Source organism: Lutimonas sp. (assembly GCF_051011215.1).
Lineage (GTDB): Bacteria > Bacteroidota > Bacteroidia > Flavobacteriales > Flavobacteriaceae > Lutimonas.
This window is the reverse complement of record NZ_JBPCUJ010000020.1, coordinates 1-16,202: the sequence shown is the minus strand read 5'-3', so window position 1 is coordinate 16,202 and position 16,202 is coordinate 1. Positions and strand designations below refer to the sequence as shown.

At 37.3% G+C, this 16,202-nt stretch carries 16 protein-coding genes; all 16 read left to right on the top strand.

Annotated elements, in window-relative coordinates; genetic code table 11:
* Nucleotides 1-5: 5 nt before the first annotated feature.
* Complete coding sequence (locus ACR2MV_RS02315; RefSeq protein ID WP_434020279.1) at nucleotides 6-641, top strand: class I SAM-dependent methyltransferase; 636 nt, start codon at nucleotides 6-8, stop codon at nucleotides 639-641.
* A gap of 81 nt (nucleotides 642-722) precedes the next feature.
* Nucleotides 723-1,067 (top strand): DUF1801 domain-containing protein, encoded by a 345-nt coding sequence (locus ACR2MV_RS02310; protein WP_434020278.1) that lies wholly within the window; start codon nucleotides 723-725, stop codon nucleotides 1,065-1,067.
* A gap of 135 nt (nucleotides 1,068-1,202) precedes the next feature.
* Nucleotides 1,203-1,676, top strand: coding sequence for a GNAT family N-acetyltransferase (locus tag ACR2MV_RS02305; RefSeq protein WP_434020277.1), 474 nt, complete (start codon nucleotides 1,203-1,205; stop codon nucleotides 1,674-1,676).
* 104 nt (nucleotides 1,677-1,780) lie between these two features.
* Nucleotides 1,781-4,222: a DUF4982 domain-containing protein gene (locus ACR2MV_RS02300; RefSeq protein WP_434020276.1), complete on the top strand. Its 2,442-nt coding sequence runs from the start codon at nucleotides 1,781-1,783 to the stop codon at nucleotides 4,220-4,222.
* Nucleotides 4,223-4,275: 53 nt separating this feature from the next.
* Nucleotides 4,276-5,268, top strand: a complete 993-nt coding sequence (locus ACR2MV_RS02295) for a hypothetical protein (protein WP_434020275.1) — start codon at nucleotides 4,276-4,278, stop codon at nucleotides 5,266-5,268.
* Nucleotides 5,265-6,386, top strand: coding sequence for a chromate efflux transporter (gene chrA, locus ACR2MV_RS02290; protein WP_434020274.1), 1,122 nt, complete (start codon nucleotides 5,265-5,267; stop codon nucleotides 6,384-6,386). The genes ACR2MV_RS02295 and chrA overlap by 4 nt, the downstream gene beginning before the upstream one ends.
* 78 nt (nucleotides 6,387-6,464) lie before the next feature.
* A complete protein-coding gene (locus ACR2MV_RS02285) occupies nucleotides 6,465-7,025 on the top strand; it encodes a hypothetical protein (RefSeq protein WP_434020273.1) in 561 nt (186 codons plus the stop codon).
* Nucleotides 7,026-7,043: 18 nt separating this feature from the next.
* Nucleotides 7,044-7,619 carry a pentapeptide repeat-containing protein gene (locus ACR2MV_RS02280; RefSeq protein ID WP_434020272.1) on the top strand — a complete coding sequence of 192 codons (576 nt, stop codon included), beginning with the start codon at nucleotides 7,044-7,046 and terminating at the stop codon, nucleotides 7,617-7,619.
* A 40-nt stretch (nucleotides 7,620-7,659) separates the two neighbouring features.
* Nucleotides 7,660-8,046 carry a VOC family protein gene (locus ACR2MV_RS02275; RefSeq protein ID WP_434020271.1) on the top strand — a complete coding sequence of 129 codons (387 nt, stop codon included), beginning with the start codon at nucleotides 7,660-7,662 and terminating at the stop codon, nucleotides 8,044-8,046.
* An 83-nt stretch (nucleotides 8,047-8,129) separates the two neighbouring features.
* Complete coding sequence (locus ACR2MV_RS02270) at nucleotides 8,130-10,394, top strand: DPP IV N-terminal domain-containing protein (RefSeq protein ID WP_434020270.1); 2,265 nt, start codon at nucleotides 8,130-8,132, stop codon at nucleotides 10,392-10,394.
* Nucleotides 10,395-10,570: 176 nt separating this feature from the next.
* Nucleotides 10,571-11,452, top strand: coding sequence for a DnaJ C-terminal domain-containing protein (locus ACR2MV_RS02265; protein WP_434020269.1), 882 nt, complete (start codon nucleotides 10,571-10,573; stop codon nucleotides 11,450-11,452).
* A gap of 2 nt (nucleotides 11,453-11,454) precedes the next feature.
* Entirely contained in the window at nucleotides 11,455-11,754 is a 300-nt protein-coding gene (locus ACR2MV_RS02260; protein WP_434020268.1) for a chaperone modulator CbpM, read from the top strand.
* A 23-nt stretch (nucleotides 11,755-11,777) separates the two neighbouring features.
* Nucleotides 11,778-13,772: a type I pullulanase gene (gene pulA / locus ACR2MV_RS02255; protein WP_434020267.1), complete on the top strand. Its 1,995-nt coding sequence runs from the start codon at nucleotides 11,778-11,780 to the stop codon at nucleotides 13,770-13,772.
* A 110-nt stretch (nucleotides 13,773-13,882) separates the two neighbouring features.
* Nucleotides 13,883-14,950 (top strand): AI-2E family transporter, encoded by a 1,068-nt coding sequence (locus ACR2MV_RS02250; protein WP_434020266.1) that lies wholly within the window; start codon nucleotides 13,883-13,885, stop codon nucleotides 14,948-14,950.
* A 64-nt stretch (nucleotides 14,951-15,014) separates the two neighbouring features.
* The gene (locus ACR2MV_RS02245; RefSeq protein WP_434020265.1) at nucleotides 15,015-15,428 is read left to right on the top strand and encodes a hypothetical protein; all 414 of its coding nucleotides are present in this window, start codon (nucleotides 15,015-15,017) and stop codon (nucleotides 15,426-15,428) included.
* Between the two features lie 37 nt (nucleotides 15,429-15,465).
* Nucleotides 15,466-16,202, top strand: a 737-nt coding sequence (locus ACR2MV_RS02240) for a hypothetical protein (protein WP_434020264.1), incomplete at its 3' end; no start/stop codon positions are given.

Below are 16,202 nucleotides of genomic sequence, written 5' to 3'. Positions count from 1 at the left end.
ATGCTATGGATGAAAACCAAATGACATTTGATGCCTGGAATAATGTTGCAGCAGTTTATGAATCTCAATTTATGAATCTTAAGCTGTACGATGAGACTTATGATTTATTCTTGCATGTTTTAAGGGGAGTGAGTGCTGAGGTGTTGGAAATTGGATGCGGTCCGGGGAATATTTCAAAATATTTGATAGAAAAAAGACCGGGCTTGGGCTTGCTGGGAATTGATTCGTCTGTTAAGATGCTTGAAAGGGCCCGGTTAAATGTGCCTGAAGCAAGTTTTGAGGAACTGGACTGTCGTACTGTTTTATCTCTTAAAAGTCAATTTGCCGGCATTGTTTGTGGATTTATCATTCCTTACTTATCGAAAACAGAAAGAAAAAAATTAATAGCGGACTGTTCCAGACTTTTGGTCAAGCACGGAATTCTTTACCTTAGTTTTGTCCATACTGAAATGGAAGAATCACAGCTTCTAAAAGATCAAAAAGGGAATTGTATGCGATTTTATGGCCATAATCATCTCAAGGTGACTGAAGAGCTAAGATCGAATTCATTTGAGTTGCTTTATGAGTTGTCAATACCCTTCCGGCGAAAAGATGGTTCTAGTGAAGATCATTTTGTTGTGATTGCCAAAAGGGGCTCCTGATTCAAGTAGTGCCTCGGATGGTGAATTGTTAGATGTACTTTATTATGGTCTATAATCAAGTGAAAAATTGAATGAGAATATATGAAACAGACAGTTAAAGAATTTCTGGATGCACTGGCTTTGTCAGCTGCGGATAAATATGCCTTAGTTCTGGCTATCAGAGAAAAAGTTAAGAAGCAAAACGATGAAATAAATGAACGGATGATGTATGGAGGGATTATGCTTTCTGTTCAGGAAGACCTGGGAGGCATTTTTGTTTATAGCCATCATGTTTCTTTTGAGTTTGGTCAGGGTTTTTTATTTAATGATCCAGATCACCTTCTGGAAGGCAAGGGGAAATTTAGAAGGCATCTTAAAATTAGAAGCCTCGAGGACAGTAGTTTTGTTAGCTTAGAATTTTATCTAAAGCAAATGTTACAAAAATAATATTATTAAGAAATATAACAATAAATATATTTAAAGTGTTGATATTAAATGAATTAATATTTACATATTAATGTGATACATTAATATAGAGCAATAGGATGTTTGAAGTAAGAAGTTGGCAATCACTCATTAAGAATGAATAAAGAAAATGGTCATTTGGTACGATTCAGAAAGGCAGTTGCTGCTGATATCGAAGCACTCAATTTAGTTTGTTTGGCATCCAAGAGGTATTGGAATTATCCGGAAGAATGGATTTCTATGTGGAAGGATGATTTAACACTTACCGAACAAGATCTTACGGAAGCATCTGTCCTTGTGTTGGAAGTTGAAGGACATGTAAAAGGTTTTTGCTCCATTAAAACGCATGAAGATTCTTATGAAGTGTTGCATCTTTGGTTGTTGCCGGCCTTCATAGGTAAGGGTTTGGGTAAAGATTTATTGGAAAATGCCTTGGACAGGGTTTTTGATGCTGATTTGCCAATTTTAGTTGAGGCAGATCCGCATGCAGAAGCGTTTTATAAAAAACAGGGATTTAGGACCTATGGTAAAAAAGAGAGTTTTCCAAAAGGGCGGTTTTTACCACTAATGAAAAAGGAGCGTTTGGAATAATTTTACTTATTTTTTCTTTCCGAGTAAAGATTCAATTACTTTTATAGTTCGGTAAAAAAATCGACAGTCCTTTCACAGAGGATTGAATATTAAAAACATATTTTATGCAAAAGCAATTCATTCAAATTGTGGTATTATTTTCAATTTTTTTAGCTCCAGCGATGCTGACTTCGCAAATGCGGGAGATCAGGTCTTTTGAAAATGGGTGGAAATTTTTTCAAGGAAAAAATGATAATGCCTTTCAGGAAAACTTTGTCGATAAGCATTGGGAAGATGTAGTTGTGCCGCATGACTGGGCCATTAAAGGTCCCTTTGATAAGGAAATTGATAAGCAGCTTGTAAAAATAGTGCAAAACGGGGAAGAGGAAGCTACGGAAAAAACCGGTAGAACAGGCTCTTTGCCGCATATTGGAGAGGCATGGTATCGAAATCAGTTCGAGCTTACGGAATTGGAGTCTGCTAAAAAAATCATCATCGCTTTTGACGGTGCTATGAGCAATGCAACTGTTTATATTAACGGAATTAAAGTAGGTGAGAATAATTACGGTTACGGTTACTTTTATTTTGATATCAGTGAGTTTATACGACAAGGCAGTAATAGCTTGGCAGTTCATCTAAATAATAAGCCTTTGTCTTCCCGATGGTATCCGGGTGCAGGTTTGTACAGGAAGGTTCAACTGATCATTAAAGAAAAGGAAAGTATAGCGCATTGGGGCGCATTTATAACAACTCCTGTTGTTTCTCATGAGAAGGCAAAAGTAAATCTTAAATTGAAGGTGTCTCAAAATGAAGGAAGGATAGAAGTTAAGTTAAAAGACAAAAATGGAAATCTCATAGCTGCCGGGAGCACCGATCTTATGTTTAAAAATGAATTTGATCTGAATATGGCTGTGGATAAGCCGCGTTTATGGAGCCCGGAATCACCTGATTTATACACGGCTGAAATTGCTTACAGCATCGACGGTATTGTAAAGGATGAGATTTCACAACGATTTGGCATCCGAAGTATTAATTATAGTTCAGAAACTGGCTTTAGTTTAAACGGGAAGCGCAGGAAATTTAAAGGAGTTTGTTTGCATCATGATTTAGGGCCATTAGGTGCAGCTTTGAATAAGGCGGCACTGAGAAGGCAATTAACTATTTTAAAGGATATGGGGGTGGATGCCATAAGGAGTTCGCATAATATGCCTTCAATGGAGCAATTAGAGCTTTGTGACGAAATGGGTTTTATGTTTCTGGCTGAAAGTTTTGATGAATGGGCGAAGCCAAAAGTTAAAAATGGGTATAATTTATATTTTCAGCAAGATGCGGAAAAGGATGTGGTTAATTTGGTTCATGCGACTAGAAATCATCCTTGTATTGTGATGTGGAGTTCTGGAAATGAAGTGCCTGACCAATGGGGGTCAGAAGGTGTTAAAAGAGCAAAATGGCTGCAGGATATCTTTCATCGGGAAGATCCCACAAGGCCGGTAACGGTGGGTATGGATCAGGTGGAAAGCACTATGGAATCTGGGTTTGGAGCCATATTAGATGTTCCTGGTTTAAATTACAGACTTCATTTATATGAAGAAGCTTATGAAAAATTCCCGCAAGGATTCTTGCTGGGATCTGAAACAGCTTCCACGGTGAGTTCCAGAGGAATATATAAGTTTCCGGTCGAGAAGGCTGCAATGAAGCAATATGCCGATTTTCAATCTTCATCCTATGATCTGGAATATTGTGATTGGTCTAATGTGCCAGATGATGATTTCGCCCTGCAGGATGATAAGCCATGGGTTATAGGAGAGTTTGTATGGACTGGTTTTGACTATTTAGGTGAACCAACACCATATGATGAGAAATGGCCCTCCAGAAGCTCTTATTTTGGTATTTGTGATTTGGCGGGAATACCTAAGGATAGATATTATTTGTATCGAAGCAGGTGGAATACGCAGGATGAAACACTGCATATTCTGCCTCATTGGAATTGGAAAGGGAGAGAAGGGCAGGTAACGCCGGTTTTTGTCTATACCAATTATCCGAGTGCTGAGCTCTTTATCAATGGGAAAAGCATGGGCGTTCAGAAAAAACATAAGGGCAGCAATCAAACAAGGTATAGATTGATGTGGATGGATGTTGTATATGAACCGGGAACAGTCAAGGTCGTAGCTTATGATCAAAATGGGGTTGAGAAGGCTTCAAGAAAAATGCAGACCGCTGGAGATCCTTATCAAATACATTTGGATTCAGATAGAATTGAGTTGAATTCAGATGGTAAGGATTTGGCATTTATAACAGTATCTGTGAAAGACAAAGCTGGTAATAGTTGTCCGACTGCTAGCAATGAATTAAAATTTAAAGTAAAAGGACAAGGTGATTTTAAAGCGGTTTGCAACGGAGATCCAACTTCTTTGGAATTATTTCACATTCCTGAAATGAAATTATTCAGTGGTAAATTAGTGCTAATTGTTCAGTCAAAAACAGAGGTTGGTAAAATTTCAGTAGAAGTCAGCGGCAAGGGATTGAAATCAACCAGTTTGGAATTAGAGGGAGTAAAAGGCATGTAATTCATAGTTATAAGTTGTAAAGTAAATTATAAATTAAAGGTTATTAAAAATTTATGAATCAAGTGATTAGATTTTTTATATTATTTATTTTACTGATCTCGTTGGGCTTTAGTCAATTGGGAGTAACTACAACCAATGATACGCTAAATTATAAGAACTATCATCTAAAGGTGCTTGAGGCTGAGACCTTGATTGCAAATGAAAAATATCAAAGCGCTTTAGATATTTATCACAATTTGTTTGCTACTTACAGTTTTGTTTTTCTCAGGGAGTATAAAGTCGCTAGTCAGTTGGCGGTTCTTTTAAATCATCAGGCGGTGGCATTTGACATACTGGAAAAAGGCATTCTGGGGGGATGGAGCAAGAAATCTATAAATAAGAATCAGTTTTTATCAGAATTTTTAAAAGAAGAAAAGTCGAAAGATATTATGTCAAGCTATGAAAAATTGAATCTCACTTTTAAGAGCCGATTGAATGACTCGCTTAGAAATCAAGTTCACGATATGTTCAAAAGGGATCAAAAACTAGCCATTAAAGCACTTTTTAAGTTGAGTTCAACATCACAGGACAAATATGCAGAGAGAAAATTTGCCCCTAACAGTGAAAATCAAATGCAGAAGTTAGATTTGATGCTTAGAGAAACTGGCTATCCTGGTCAAAAAATTATCGGTAATGACATTTGGATGTCGACAATTTTAAGTCATCACAATTCGATTTCTCAGGCCTATGCTGAGAAAGATAGTTTGTATCCTAATGTAAGACCAAGGCTTCTATTGGCGATTGATCAAGGAGAATTGTCCCCATTTGAATTTGCTATGATTGATGAGTGGCGTTTGGCAACCCTAACGAATCCAACAGAAGTGAGTTATGGTTTTTTAAAAGCTCCGAAAAAAAATCAATTACGAAGGTCAGATTCATTAAGAAAGGCAATTGGAATAAGATCTGTTTTGCTCAGAAACAAACTTGTTGATATTGAGGAAAAAACGGGTATGGATTTATATTTATTTGGGAGCCCTTGGGTCAAGGGAAAAATTGAACTGCAATGAATTTAATAAGGCTTAAAGAGGTTTGTTTGGTATTCTTGAGGCTTGGATGTATCGCTTTTGGAGGTCCAGCGGCTCATATTGCCATGATGCAGGAGGAACTTGTTGAGAAAAGAAAATGGATGAGTGAAGAGAATTTTCTTGATATGGTGGGAGCAACGAACCTGGTTCCCGGACCTAATTCAACGCAAATGACCATGCATTGCGGGCATGTGAGGGCTGGTGTACCTGGCCTAATCGTTGCAGGTCTGTCATTTATTCTTCCCGCGGTATTCTTTACATTGCTTCTTGCAATTTTATATGTTGAATACGGAGAAGTTCCTTCAATTGCACCCTTTTTCTATGGTATTAAACCGGCGGTTATTGGAATCATTTTAAACGCCACTTTTAAGTTGGGAAAGAAAGCCTTTAAAGGCTGGCAACTTTGGGTTTTAGGCTTGACTGTAGCGATTATGTCTTTTGTTGGCTGGAATGAGTTTTTGCTGATTATTGGAGGAGGGCTTGTTGGTATGATCTGGTTGGGATTGGATAAAAAGAATGTGAAAATAATTGGTATTGCTCCGATGATGCTTCTCTTGAAATCAGTAAGTGTGGGCATCACAAACACCTCTATTTTTTTTTCATTCCTTAAAATAGCCCTTGTTTTATTTGGAAGCGGCTATGTATTAATTGCTTATGTGGATGCTGAATTGGTAACAAAACTAGGCTGGCTCAGTAAGCAGGAATTATTGGATGCCATTGCGATGGGGCAGTTTACACCAGGTCCCGTATTAACAACGGCCACTTTTATTGGTTATCAGTTAAAGGGTATTAGCGGTGCTTTATGGGCATCATTAGGAATGTTTCTTCCTTCTTTTTTTCTGGTTGGTTTATTGGTAAAGTTGATTCCACTACTGCGTAAATCTAAACTACTGTCTAGTTTTTTAGATGCTGTAAATGCCTGTGCTGTGGGTATTATGATCGCGGTTACAATCCAATTGGGCTATGACATAGGTGGGCAATGGCAAAGCCTTTTATTGATGGCAGTAAGTGTTTTTATCGTATTGAAATTTCCACGACTCAGTCCTATATGGATCATCCTTGGAGGTGGTTTACTGGGGTATATTCTGCTATTGTTTTGAAATGCCTGGTATGTATAAAATTCGGTAAGATGTATGAATTTTTATCCATCTTGATTATCTTTATAGAAAATTAATACGATGAATACTAAAAACTACCCAAGCCTAACCTTGATTTTAATAGCCCTTTTATTTTCTACTGGATTTATAGCCACCTCAGAATGGGTGCTCGTGAAGAATGAAGCTCAGGGCTACCAGATTGAATTTCCAAAAGAACCAAAAAAACGGGTTCAAACTGTCAATACGGAAGCAGGTCCCATTGATATGCATATCAATATGCTGGATCTGTCTGCCAAAGAAAATGACAGTAATCTGATTTATTTAAGCAGCTATGCTCAGTACCCTGACAGCATTATTCATTCGGATCAAAGAGAACAATTGAAAGGATTTTTCAGAGAAACGATTGAAGGTTTGGTCGGTTCCATTGATGGAAAAATGCTCAATGAAAGAGAAATTACCATTGATGGATTTAAGGGGAAAGAAGTAAAGATTAATTTTCAGGATGGAATGGCCATCATTCGAATTCGTGTGTATTTGGTAAAGAATCAAGTATATATGCTCCAGGTGGTTACAAAAACGGAAAATGATTCGAATGAATCAATTGCCAGATTTATGAACTCTTTTGATCTTATCAATCAATAAGGGAGCTTATTTTATCAAATGAAAGAGAAGTACTTCAAAGAAAAAGAATTTAAAAATTTACATTTTTTAAAGGGCTCTTTTGAGTCGGCGGATTATGAAAGCTGTGTGTTTAGGTCCTGTGATTTTTCGCAGGCTGATTTCTCTCAGATTGATTTTGTCGATTGTGAATTTCATGAATGTAACCTAAGTATGGCTGTATTGAATGGAACACTTTTTCAGGATTGCCGGTTTTATCAATGTAAAATGCTTGGCCTGAAATTTGAAAACTGTAATGAATTTGGTCTCTCAGTTCATTTTGAATCCTGCTTTTTAAACCAGAGTTCTTTTTATGGCACAAAATTGAAAAGAACGAAGTTTTTAGCTTGTCATTTAAAGTCGGTAGATTTTACAGAAGCAGATATGAGTGAAGCTGTTTTTGATAAAAGTGATTTGCAGGGAGCGGTGTTTCATAGAGTGAATTTAGAAGGAGCTGATTTAAGAGCGGCCAAAAACTTTCGTATTGACCCTGAGTCCAACAAATTGGATAAAAGTAGATTCTCTAATACGAATCTGGCAGGTCTGCTTCGCAAATACAAGCTATTGATAGATTTTTAATACAGGAATGGAAGTAAAGGTATAATGTGAAGAATCATTCATGATGAAATTAGAACATATTGGTATTTGGACAAAGGATCTTGAGGTCATGAAACAATTTTACACAACCTACTTTGGGATGCAAAGCAATGAAAAGTACGTAAATAGCAAAAAAGGATTTTCTTCCTACTTTCTTTCTTTTGAATCTGGAGCCAGAATAGAGTTAATGCATCGGGCAGATATTGTTTCAAACGGAGGAGGAGTTCAACAATTAGGTATAGCGCATCTGGCTATTTCTTTGGGGTCTGAATCTAAAGTAACGGACTTGACAGAGAGGTTGCGGGCAATGAACTTTCGGATTATTGGTGAACCGAGAACCACCGGTGATGGATACTTTGAAAGTGTCATAGAAGATCCGGAAGGAAACTGGATAGAGTTAACTGCGTAAGGTCTGGCTGGTTATCTTTGAAAGATCTCAACACTCAAATCAACATAAAATTATCAAAATAAATCAATCAAATGCATTTTCATATGGCATCATCAACCTATTTTAGACTCAGTCTTCTTTTATTTTTGCAATTCACCTTTATTACTGCGCAAAATACAGATACTTCTCAGATTCTGGACATCAATCGAATTTATGCTGGGGAATTTACACCTGAATTTGAACGTAAAATACAATGGATAGATGATGGAGATGCTTATGTAATTATAGAAAAATCTGCGGCGATTGACGGAGCGGATGAATTGGTGCGTTATGAAAGTAAAAATCAGGAGAAAAGTGTCTATGTGGCAGCGGATAATTTAGTTTCGGATAAAGGCTCCTTAGACATTGAAAGCTTTACCTTAAGTCCTGATGGTACCAAAGTCCTGATCTTTACCAATTCAAGCAGGGTTTGGCGCAGCAATACGAAAGGAGATTATTGGGTATATGATTTGCCTACCAGGAAATTAACACAAGTTGGTGCCAGTTTTAAAGCATCTTCCTTGCTATTTGCCAAATTTTCATCAGATAATAAGTTCCTGTTTTACGTACATGAATTTAATGTCTATAGGGAAAACGCTGAAACTCATGAGGTGGAACAACTTACTTTTGATGGTAATGGCGATATCATTAATGGTACCTTTGATTGGGTCTATGAAGAAGAGTTTGGAAAAAGAGATGGGTTTTCTGTAAGTCCTGCGAATACTAATTTGGCGTTCTGGCATTTAGATGCATCTGATACAGGCGTTTTTTACATGATTAATAACACAGATTCTATTTATTCGAAACCAATTCCTGTTCAATACCCGAAAGTTGGAGAACAACCTTCTGCGGCTAAAATAGGCGTGATTGATCTTGTATCTAAAAAGACAACCTGGATTCCATTGGAAGGGGGAGAGCGGGATAATTATATTCCAGGCATGCAATGGGTGAACGATGACCTGTTGCTTATTCAACAAATGAACAGACATCAGAATACCTTGATGGTCTGGACCTACAGGCCCTCAACTGCTGCATTGAAAAAGGTGTATACCGAGAAAGAAAAAACATATATAGAATTGAATTATCCGGATATATCATCAGATAGCTGGGGGAGCAATGATCTTCCCATTGTAGATGATGGAACTGCATTTATCCGTATGACTGAAAACGATGCCTGGAGGCATATTTACAAAGTAGATATCAGCACAGGTATTCAAACGCTGGTTACTCCTTTTGACTATGATATCGCTTCCATGAAGGTGCCAACTGAAAAGAATGTTTACTATATGGCCTCGCCTGATAACAGTATGCAACGCTATCTCTATCAGACAGATTTAAGGGGTAAAGGGAAGGAGAAAAGAGTAACACCGGTTCAGTATTCCGGGGTAAATAATTACAATGTTTCACCAAACGGAGCCTTTGCCATACATACGCATCAGAGCGCTGCCGAGCTCAGAACTGTTCGCTTTATAAGCCTGCCGGATCATACATTGATAAAAACCTTGGTAGACAATAAGAATTACCAAGAACAGCTGTCAAAACTTTCATTGCCGGAGGTGATCTTTAAAGAGGTGACAACTGAAGAGGGCATCGTGATGGATGCAAAAATAGTGTTGCCCTTGAATTTTGACAAAAGTAAAAAATATCCTGTGCTGTTTTATGTCTATGGAGAGCCTTGGGGGCAAGTAGCGACTGATACATATAATAGCCTATGGACCATAATGATGGCTCAAAAGGGGTATGTTGTGATTGCCATGGACAATCGAGGAACACCTTGTTTAAAAGGTAGTCAATGGAGAAAAAGTATTTATAGACAAATTGGTCGGATCAATGCCAGTGATCAGGCCCTGGCTGCCAAAGAAATTCTAAAGTTGGATTATCTGGATGAAGACAGGACGGCAGTTTGGGGCTGGAGTGGAGGAGGTACGATGACCTTGAATTTACTTTTTAAGTATCCGGAAATTTATAAAACAGGCGTAGCTGTGGCATCTGTTTCAAATCAATTGGTTTATGACAATATATATCAGGAACGCTATATGGGGCTACCTCAGGAAAATATGCAGGATTTTATAGATGGTTCACCTGTTACCTATGCGAAAAACCTGAAGGGGAATTTACTTTTGATTCATGGAACTGCAGATGATAATGTTCATTACCAAAGTGCCGAGATTTTGATCAATGAATTGATTAAACAAAACAAGCCGTTTCAAATGATGTCTTATCCAAACCGTTCTCATAGTATCAGGGAAGGAGAAAATACAACGAAGCATTTGTTTTCGTTGATTACAAGCTATATTCTTGAGCATACTCCGGTAAATCCTGCTGAATAGGTTCGGTGAAGTTTTAATTTGTTTGTAAATAGTGTTGTTGAGTGAAATTCATTATTGAACCCTTAAGCGATTAAAAGCAGTATGTTTGAATTGTTTTTATATAATCAGTATCTTTAAAAGAGCTATTGAATTAGAAGAATTAGTTCAACTTATTTAAAAATTAAAAACCGTTTTTTATGGATTTTGTTGATTATTACAAAACCTTGGGAATTGACAAAAAGGCCAGTGAAGCTGACATAAAAAAAGCCTATCGAAAACTGGCACGTAAGTACCATCCTGATTTAAATCCAAACGATACCGAAGCAGAGAAGAGATTTAAAGAGATCAATGAGGCGAATGAAGTGCTCAGTAATGCCGAAAATAGAAAGAAGTACGATTCCTATGGGAAAGATTGGAAACATGCTGAAGAATTCGAGAAAGCCAAGCAGCAACAGAAATCTCAGGGAGGCTATCAGCGTTCAGGTTCACAACAATTTTCAGAGGATGATTTTTCAGATTTCTTTGGTTCCATGTTCGGTGGGGCTGGAGGAAGGAGGGGTAATGTTCAATTCAGAGGACAAGATTATCAGGCATCGTTGCATTTGAACCTGAAGGATGTTTATCATACCCATAAGCGGACCCTAACAGTGAATGGAAAGAATATCAGGTTAACGATACCCGCTGGAGTTAAAAATGGTCAAACCATACGCATAAAAGGTCATGGTGGGGAAGGTGTTAATGATGGTCCTAAAGGAGATTTACTCATCACTTTTGAAATTGATAATGATACTCAATTCAAGAGAGACGGGGATAATCTCTATGCTACAGTGGACTTGGATATGTATAAAGCGATTTTAGGCGGTAAGTTGGTGGTTGATAGTTTCGATGGGAAGGTCAAACTGACCATTAAACCTGAGACCCAGAATGGTGACCAGGTTAAATTAAAAAAGAAAGGCTTCCCTAAGTATAAAAAAGAGGGTGAATTTGGGGATCTTATAGTTACATTTAATGTAAAAACACCAACTAATTTGACAGAGAAAGAAAAAGAATTGTTCAATGAATTATCTAAAATGAGATAGGTATGGCTACTGAAAAATATATACCGGTAATACATCTTTGCAATTTATATCAGATTGAGATCACTTTTTTTCATGAATTGAATGACTTGGGTCTGGTAGAGCTGATTTCAAAGGATAATGACATGTTTTTACATGAAGATAAATTATATAAGGTAGAACGAATCATTCGGATTCATCAGGAATTAAATGTGAATATGGAAGGAATAGATGTAGTTCTGAACTTGCTGGACAAAGTAGATAAATTGCAAAATGAAGTTCAGGTCATTCAAAGCAGGTTGCGGCTTTATGAAGATGATCTTTGATTTTAAAATTTAATAGCAGTTCTATGAAAGATCTAATAAAAATTACAATTTTCAGTTTTTTATTTCTTATGATGCAATCCTGTAACGAAAATGTTCCTAAATCAGATCCATCAAGTACCAAATCAGATAAAGCAAAAGGATTGTGGTTGTCATATACGAAAGAAGCCACCGTCTTTAAACTCTGGTCACCTAAAGCAGACAAGGTACGATTGAATATGTATGAAAAAGGAATTGGGGGTGAAGCTATGGAAGTATGCGATTTAGAAATTGCCTCAGAAGTCGGTTATTGGGAAAAGAAAATTGAGAAAGACCTGAATGGAGTGTATTATACCTATCAGGTGATGATGGATGGTCGATGGCTTGATGAAACACCTGGAATATATGCCAAGGCAGTAGGTGTAAATGGTAAAAGGGCCATGGTTCTTGATTTTGCTTCAACCAATCCTGTGGGTTGGGAAGATGATAAAGGACCTGGACTGAATTATCCCAACGAGGCCATTATTTATGAATTACACATTCGGGATATGACCATTCATCCTCAATCCGGATCCAGTATGCCTGGCACTTATTTAGGATTGGTAGAAGAAGGTACCAGGGGGCCAGAGGGTGTTGCAACTGGGATGGATCATTTAAAAGACTTAGGAATTAACTATGTGCATTTGCTTCCGACATTTGATCATTACGCCATTAATGAAAGTCGCTTGGACAGCGCTCAGTTTAATTGGGGTTATGATCCTCAAAATTACAATGTGCCTGAGGGTTCATTTTCATCAGACCCCTTTAATGCGGCCGTCAGGATCAAAGAATTTAAAAAAATGGTGCAAGCCTTTCACGCTAATGGTATCGGGGTAATTCTTGATGTGGTATATAACCATACGGGCCGAACCGAGAATTCTAATTTTAATTTGGAAAACCCGGGATACTATTACCGATTTAGAGAAGACGGCTCTTATTCAGATGCTGCGGCTTGTGGTAATGAGACAGCTTCTGAAAAAGAAATGATGCGAGAATTTATTTTAGCATCAGTCAGTTATTGGGCAAGTGAATATCATTTGGATGGATTTCGATTTGATTTAATGGGGATTCATGACATCACCACAATGAATGAAGTGGCGCGCACTCTGAAAAAGATCAATCCACATATTTTTGTATATGGGGAAGGGTGGACAGCTGGTGATTCACCATTGGCAGAAAAAGACAGGGCCTTAAAAAAGCATGTACAACAAATGCCGGAAATAACGGCTTTTAGTGATGATATTCGCGATGGGTTGAAAGGATCTGTTTTTGAAGATGAAAGCAGGGGGTTTGTAAGTGGGGCAGATAATACAGAGGAATCTGTAAAGTTTGGAATTGTAGGTTCTATTGAGCACTCAGAAATTGATTATTCAATGGTTAATTATTCTAAAGCGTCATGGGCCAATGATCCCTGGCAGGCGATTTCTTATGTTTCCTGTCATGATAATCATACACTATTTGATAAACTTCAAGTGTCGGTGCCTGATGCTGATTATAACACTTTGGTGGCTATGGATAAACTGGCCAATGCCGTAGTTTTAACCTCTCAGGGTGTTTCCTTTTTACATGCCGGTTCTGAAATGTTGAGGACAAAAAATGAAGAGCACAATTCTTATAACTTACCTGACTCTATCAACCAAATTGATTGGAATTGGAAATTGCAACATCTCGATGTGACCAATTATTATAAGAACCTGATTCAGTTAAGGAAGGAACATCCGGCATTTAGAATGACTTCCGGTGACCAGGTCAGGAAACATTTAAATTTTGAATTGGTAGAAGATGGTTTGATCAGTTATGTGCTGAAGGGTCACGCGAACGGAGATCGCTGGAAAAATATCTTAGTGGTCTACAATGCAAGAAATGAGTCAGTATCATACAAACTGAAAGGGGACTGGAATACTGCCCTTGTGGGAGATAACTTTGAAATAAAGGAAAAATCCAAGGTGAACGGTTCAATAGATATACCGGCAATTTCAATGTTGGTTTTATACCAAAACTAGAGCATACTTTGATCTATTAAATAGTTTCGATGCATCTTAACTGGCTGGAAACTAATTATTATTTTCACTAGCTTTCGTACGTAAATGAAATCATTTCTTATCTTAGTTTTATGACAAGCAACAAATCAGCCCCAACCTCTTACCCCATATTTTCCTTATTAGCTTTTTTAGTAATTATCATTGCTGGAATTTTATATGCACAATCCTTTATAAACCCTATGCTGTTGGCTATCTTTCTAAGCATTGTTTGTGCCCAGCCGATTATTTGGATGAAAAAGCGAAAAGTACCCTCTATGGTTGCTATCCTGATCGTCTTATTAGGTATTGTAGCCATCTTTATGGGTTTTGCTGATATTATTGGTACCTCGGTTTCGTCTTTTTCCAGTGTGGCTCCCTTTTATGAGCAAAGACTTGAGGAGATTTGGATGACAGTGATCAAATTCTTTAATGATAGAGGCATTGAAGTCACCGGAGAGAAATTAACTGAAATAATTGCACCGGGAAAAGTAATGGGTTATACTGCCGGAGCATTAGGACAACTTGGCGGTGTTATGAGTAATACCTTGACGATTTTTTTTCTATTGCTTTTTATGTTGATGGAGTTAGATGGTTTTTCTATTAAAACAAGAGCGGTGGCGGCGAAAACCAATGTGTCCGTTTCCTATTTGAATACCATTGGTAAAAGCATCCGTCATTATCTTTCTATTAAAACTGTTATGAGTTTATTGACGGGCTTTGTCATTTGGATTGGCTTGCTGATCGTTGGTATCGATTATGCCATTATCTGGGCCTTAATCGCCTTTTTATTGAATTATATTCCCAATATTGGCTCAATTATAGCGGCATTTCCCGCGGTTTTATTTGCATTGATTCAATTGGGTGCAGGTGGTGCCTTCTGGACCATTGTGATTTTTGTAAGTGTTAATATGATCGTAGGTAATTTAGTAGAACCAAAGATGATGGGGCAGGGCCTTGGGTTGTCAACTCTTGTTGTTTTTGTTGCCCTTATTTTTTGGGGATTTGTTTTAGGAACAGTAGGAATGTTTTTATCAGTACCATTAACCATGTCGATTAAAATCATGTTGGAACAGAAAGAAAGCACCCGATGGATTGCCGTATTTTTGGGAACTGAAGAGGATGCCAAGGATATGTTGGAAGGACCGAAAAAGAAAGAGTAGTTCACTATGTACAATAAAAATTTCTTACTTAAAGATTTTTATTGTTGTATGTAAAAGGATTGATATGGAAAATCATTACCAATTATCAGACATAGAATTTGAAACCAGTTTTGAGAATTGTGGTTTTGAAGTCTCGATGTTTAGTCATGAGGCGCACTTGAGGCTTGCCTGGATTCATATCAGGAGGTATGGACCTGCCATTGCTGAAAAGAATGTATCCGATCAATTACGGGCCTATACAAAACATGTGGGAGCTGCTGACAAGTTTAATCTGACTTTAACCATAGCAGCCGTAAAAGCAGTGTATCATTTTTATCTTCGTTATCAAGGAATTGATTTCAAAGATTTTATACATAATTCTCCTTTATTAATGGATGATTTTAAGGGTTTAATGGATCGCCACTACCGTATGGATATTTTCAGTTCTGAATTGGCAAGACAACGATACTTAGTGCCAGATCTTGCCCCGTTTGACTGATCTCTTATGATAAAAAAGTCCCTTAGAGCGAAAATATATGTATAAAACGTCCCTCATTTTTATAATCTGTTCAACATGTTTATTAATCAGCTTTGTTCAATATTATGGACCACAAGAAGAATCCTTCAATCAGAATAGAGATTTTTTACATTTAAGTTACTTACTTGATTTAAAGCAGGATGTTGCAGGCAACTATTGGCCTGATTTCGCATCTCAGGAATTGTATTCACCATTGCTGTATTTTACCAAAGAAGGAACATATGTGATCAATCCAAACGAACATATAGTGACCAATATAAAGCATGAGACAGTATCGATTGAGACTTCTAAACTTCCTGTTATTAAGTTGGAAGAGAAATACCTGGATACCATAAACTTTCAATTTTCGAACAATTACAGCACAAACAAAAACGATATATACTATCATGAGAATGTGCTTTACTTTGATAGTTTTGAACTCATTAGAAAATTCATCCCTGATCTGGTAGATATTCAAGATTGGTCCATTATGGTAATCCATGAATTATTTCATTCCTACCAAAGATCCGTCCCAGCCCATCGAGCTTATTTTGAAGCTTTAGAAATTCCTGGCGGCCCTGATGAGTATTTAGGGGCTTATTATGAAAATTTGGCTTGGTTTAAAGAGAGTGTGGATCGAGAAAATGAAATTTTGAAAAGTATTTGGAAAGAAGACTCAGATGTGGCAACAAGTATATATAGCTACGATTCTTTAAGAACTCAAAGATTGATGAGAATAGAGGAAGAGTATCATGT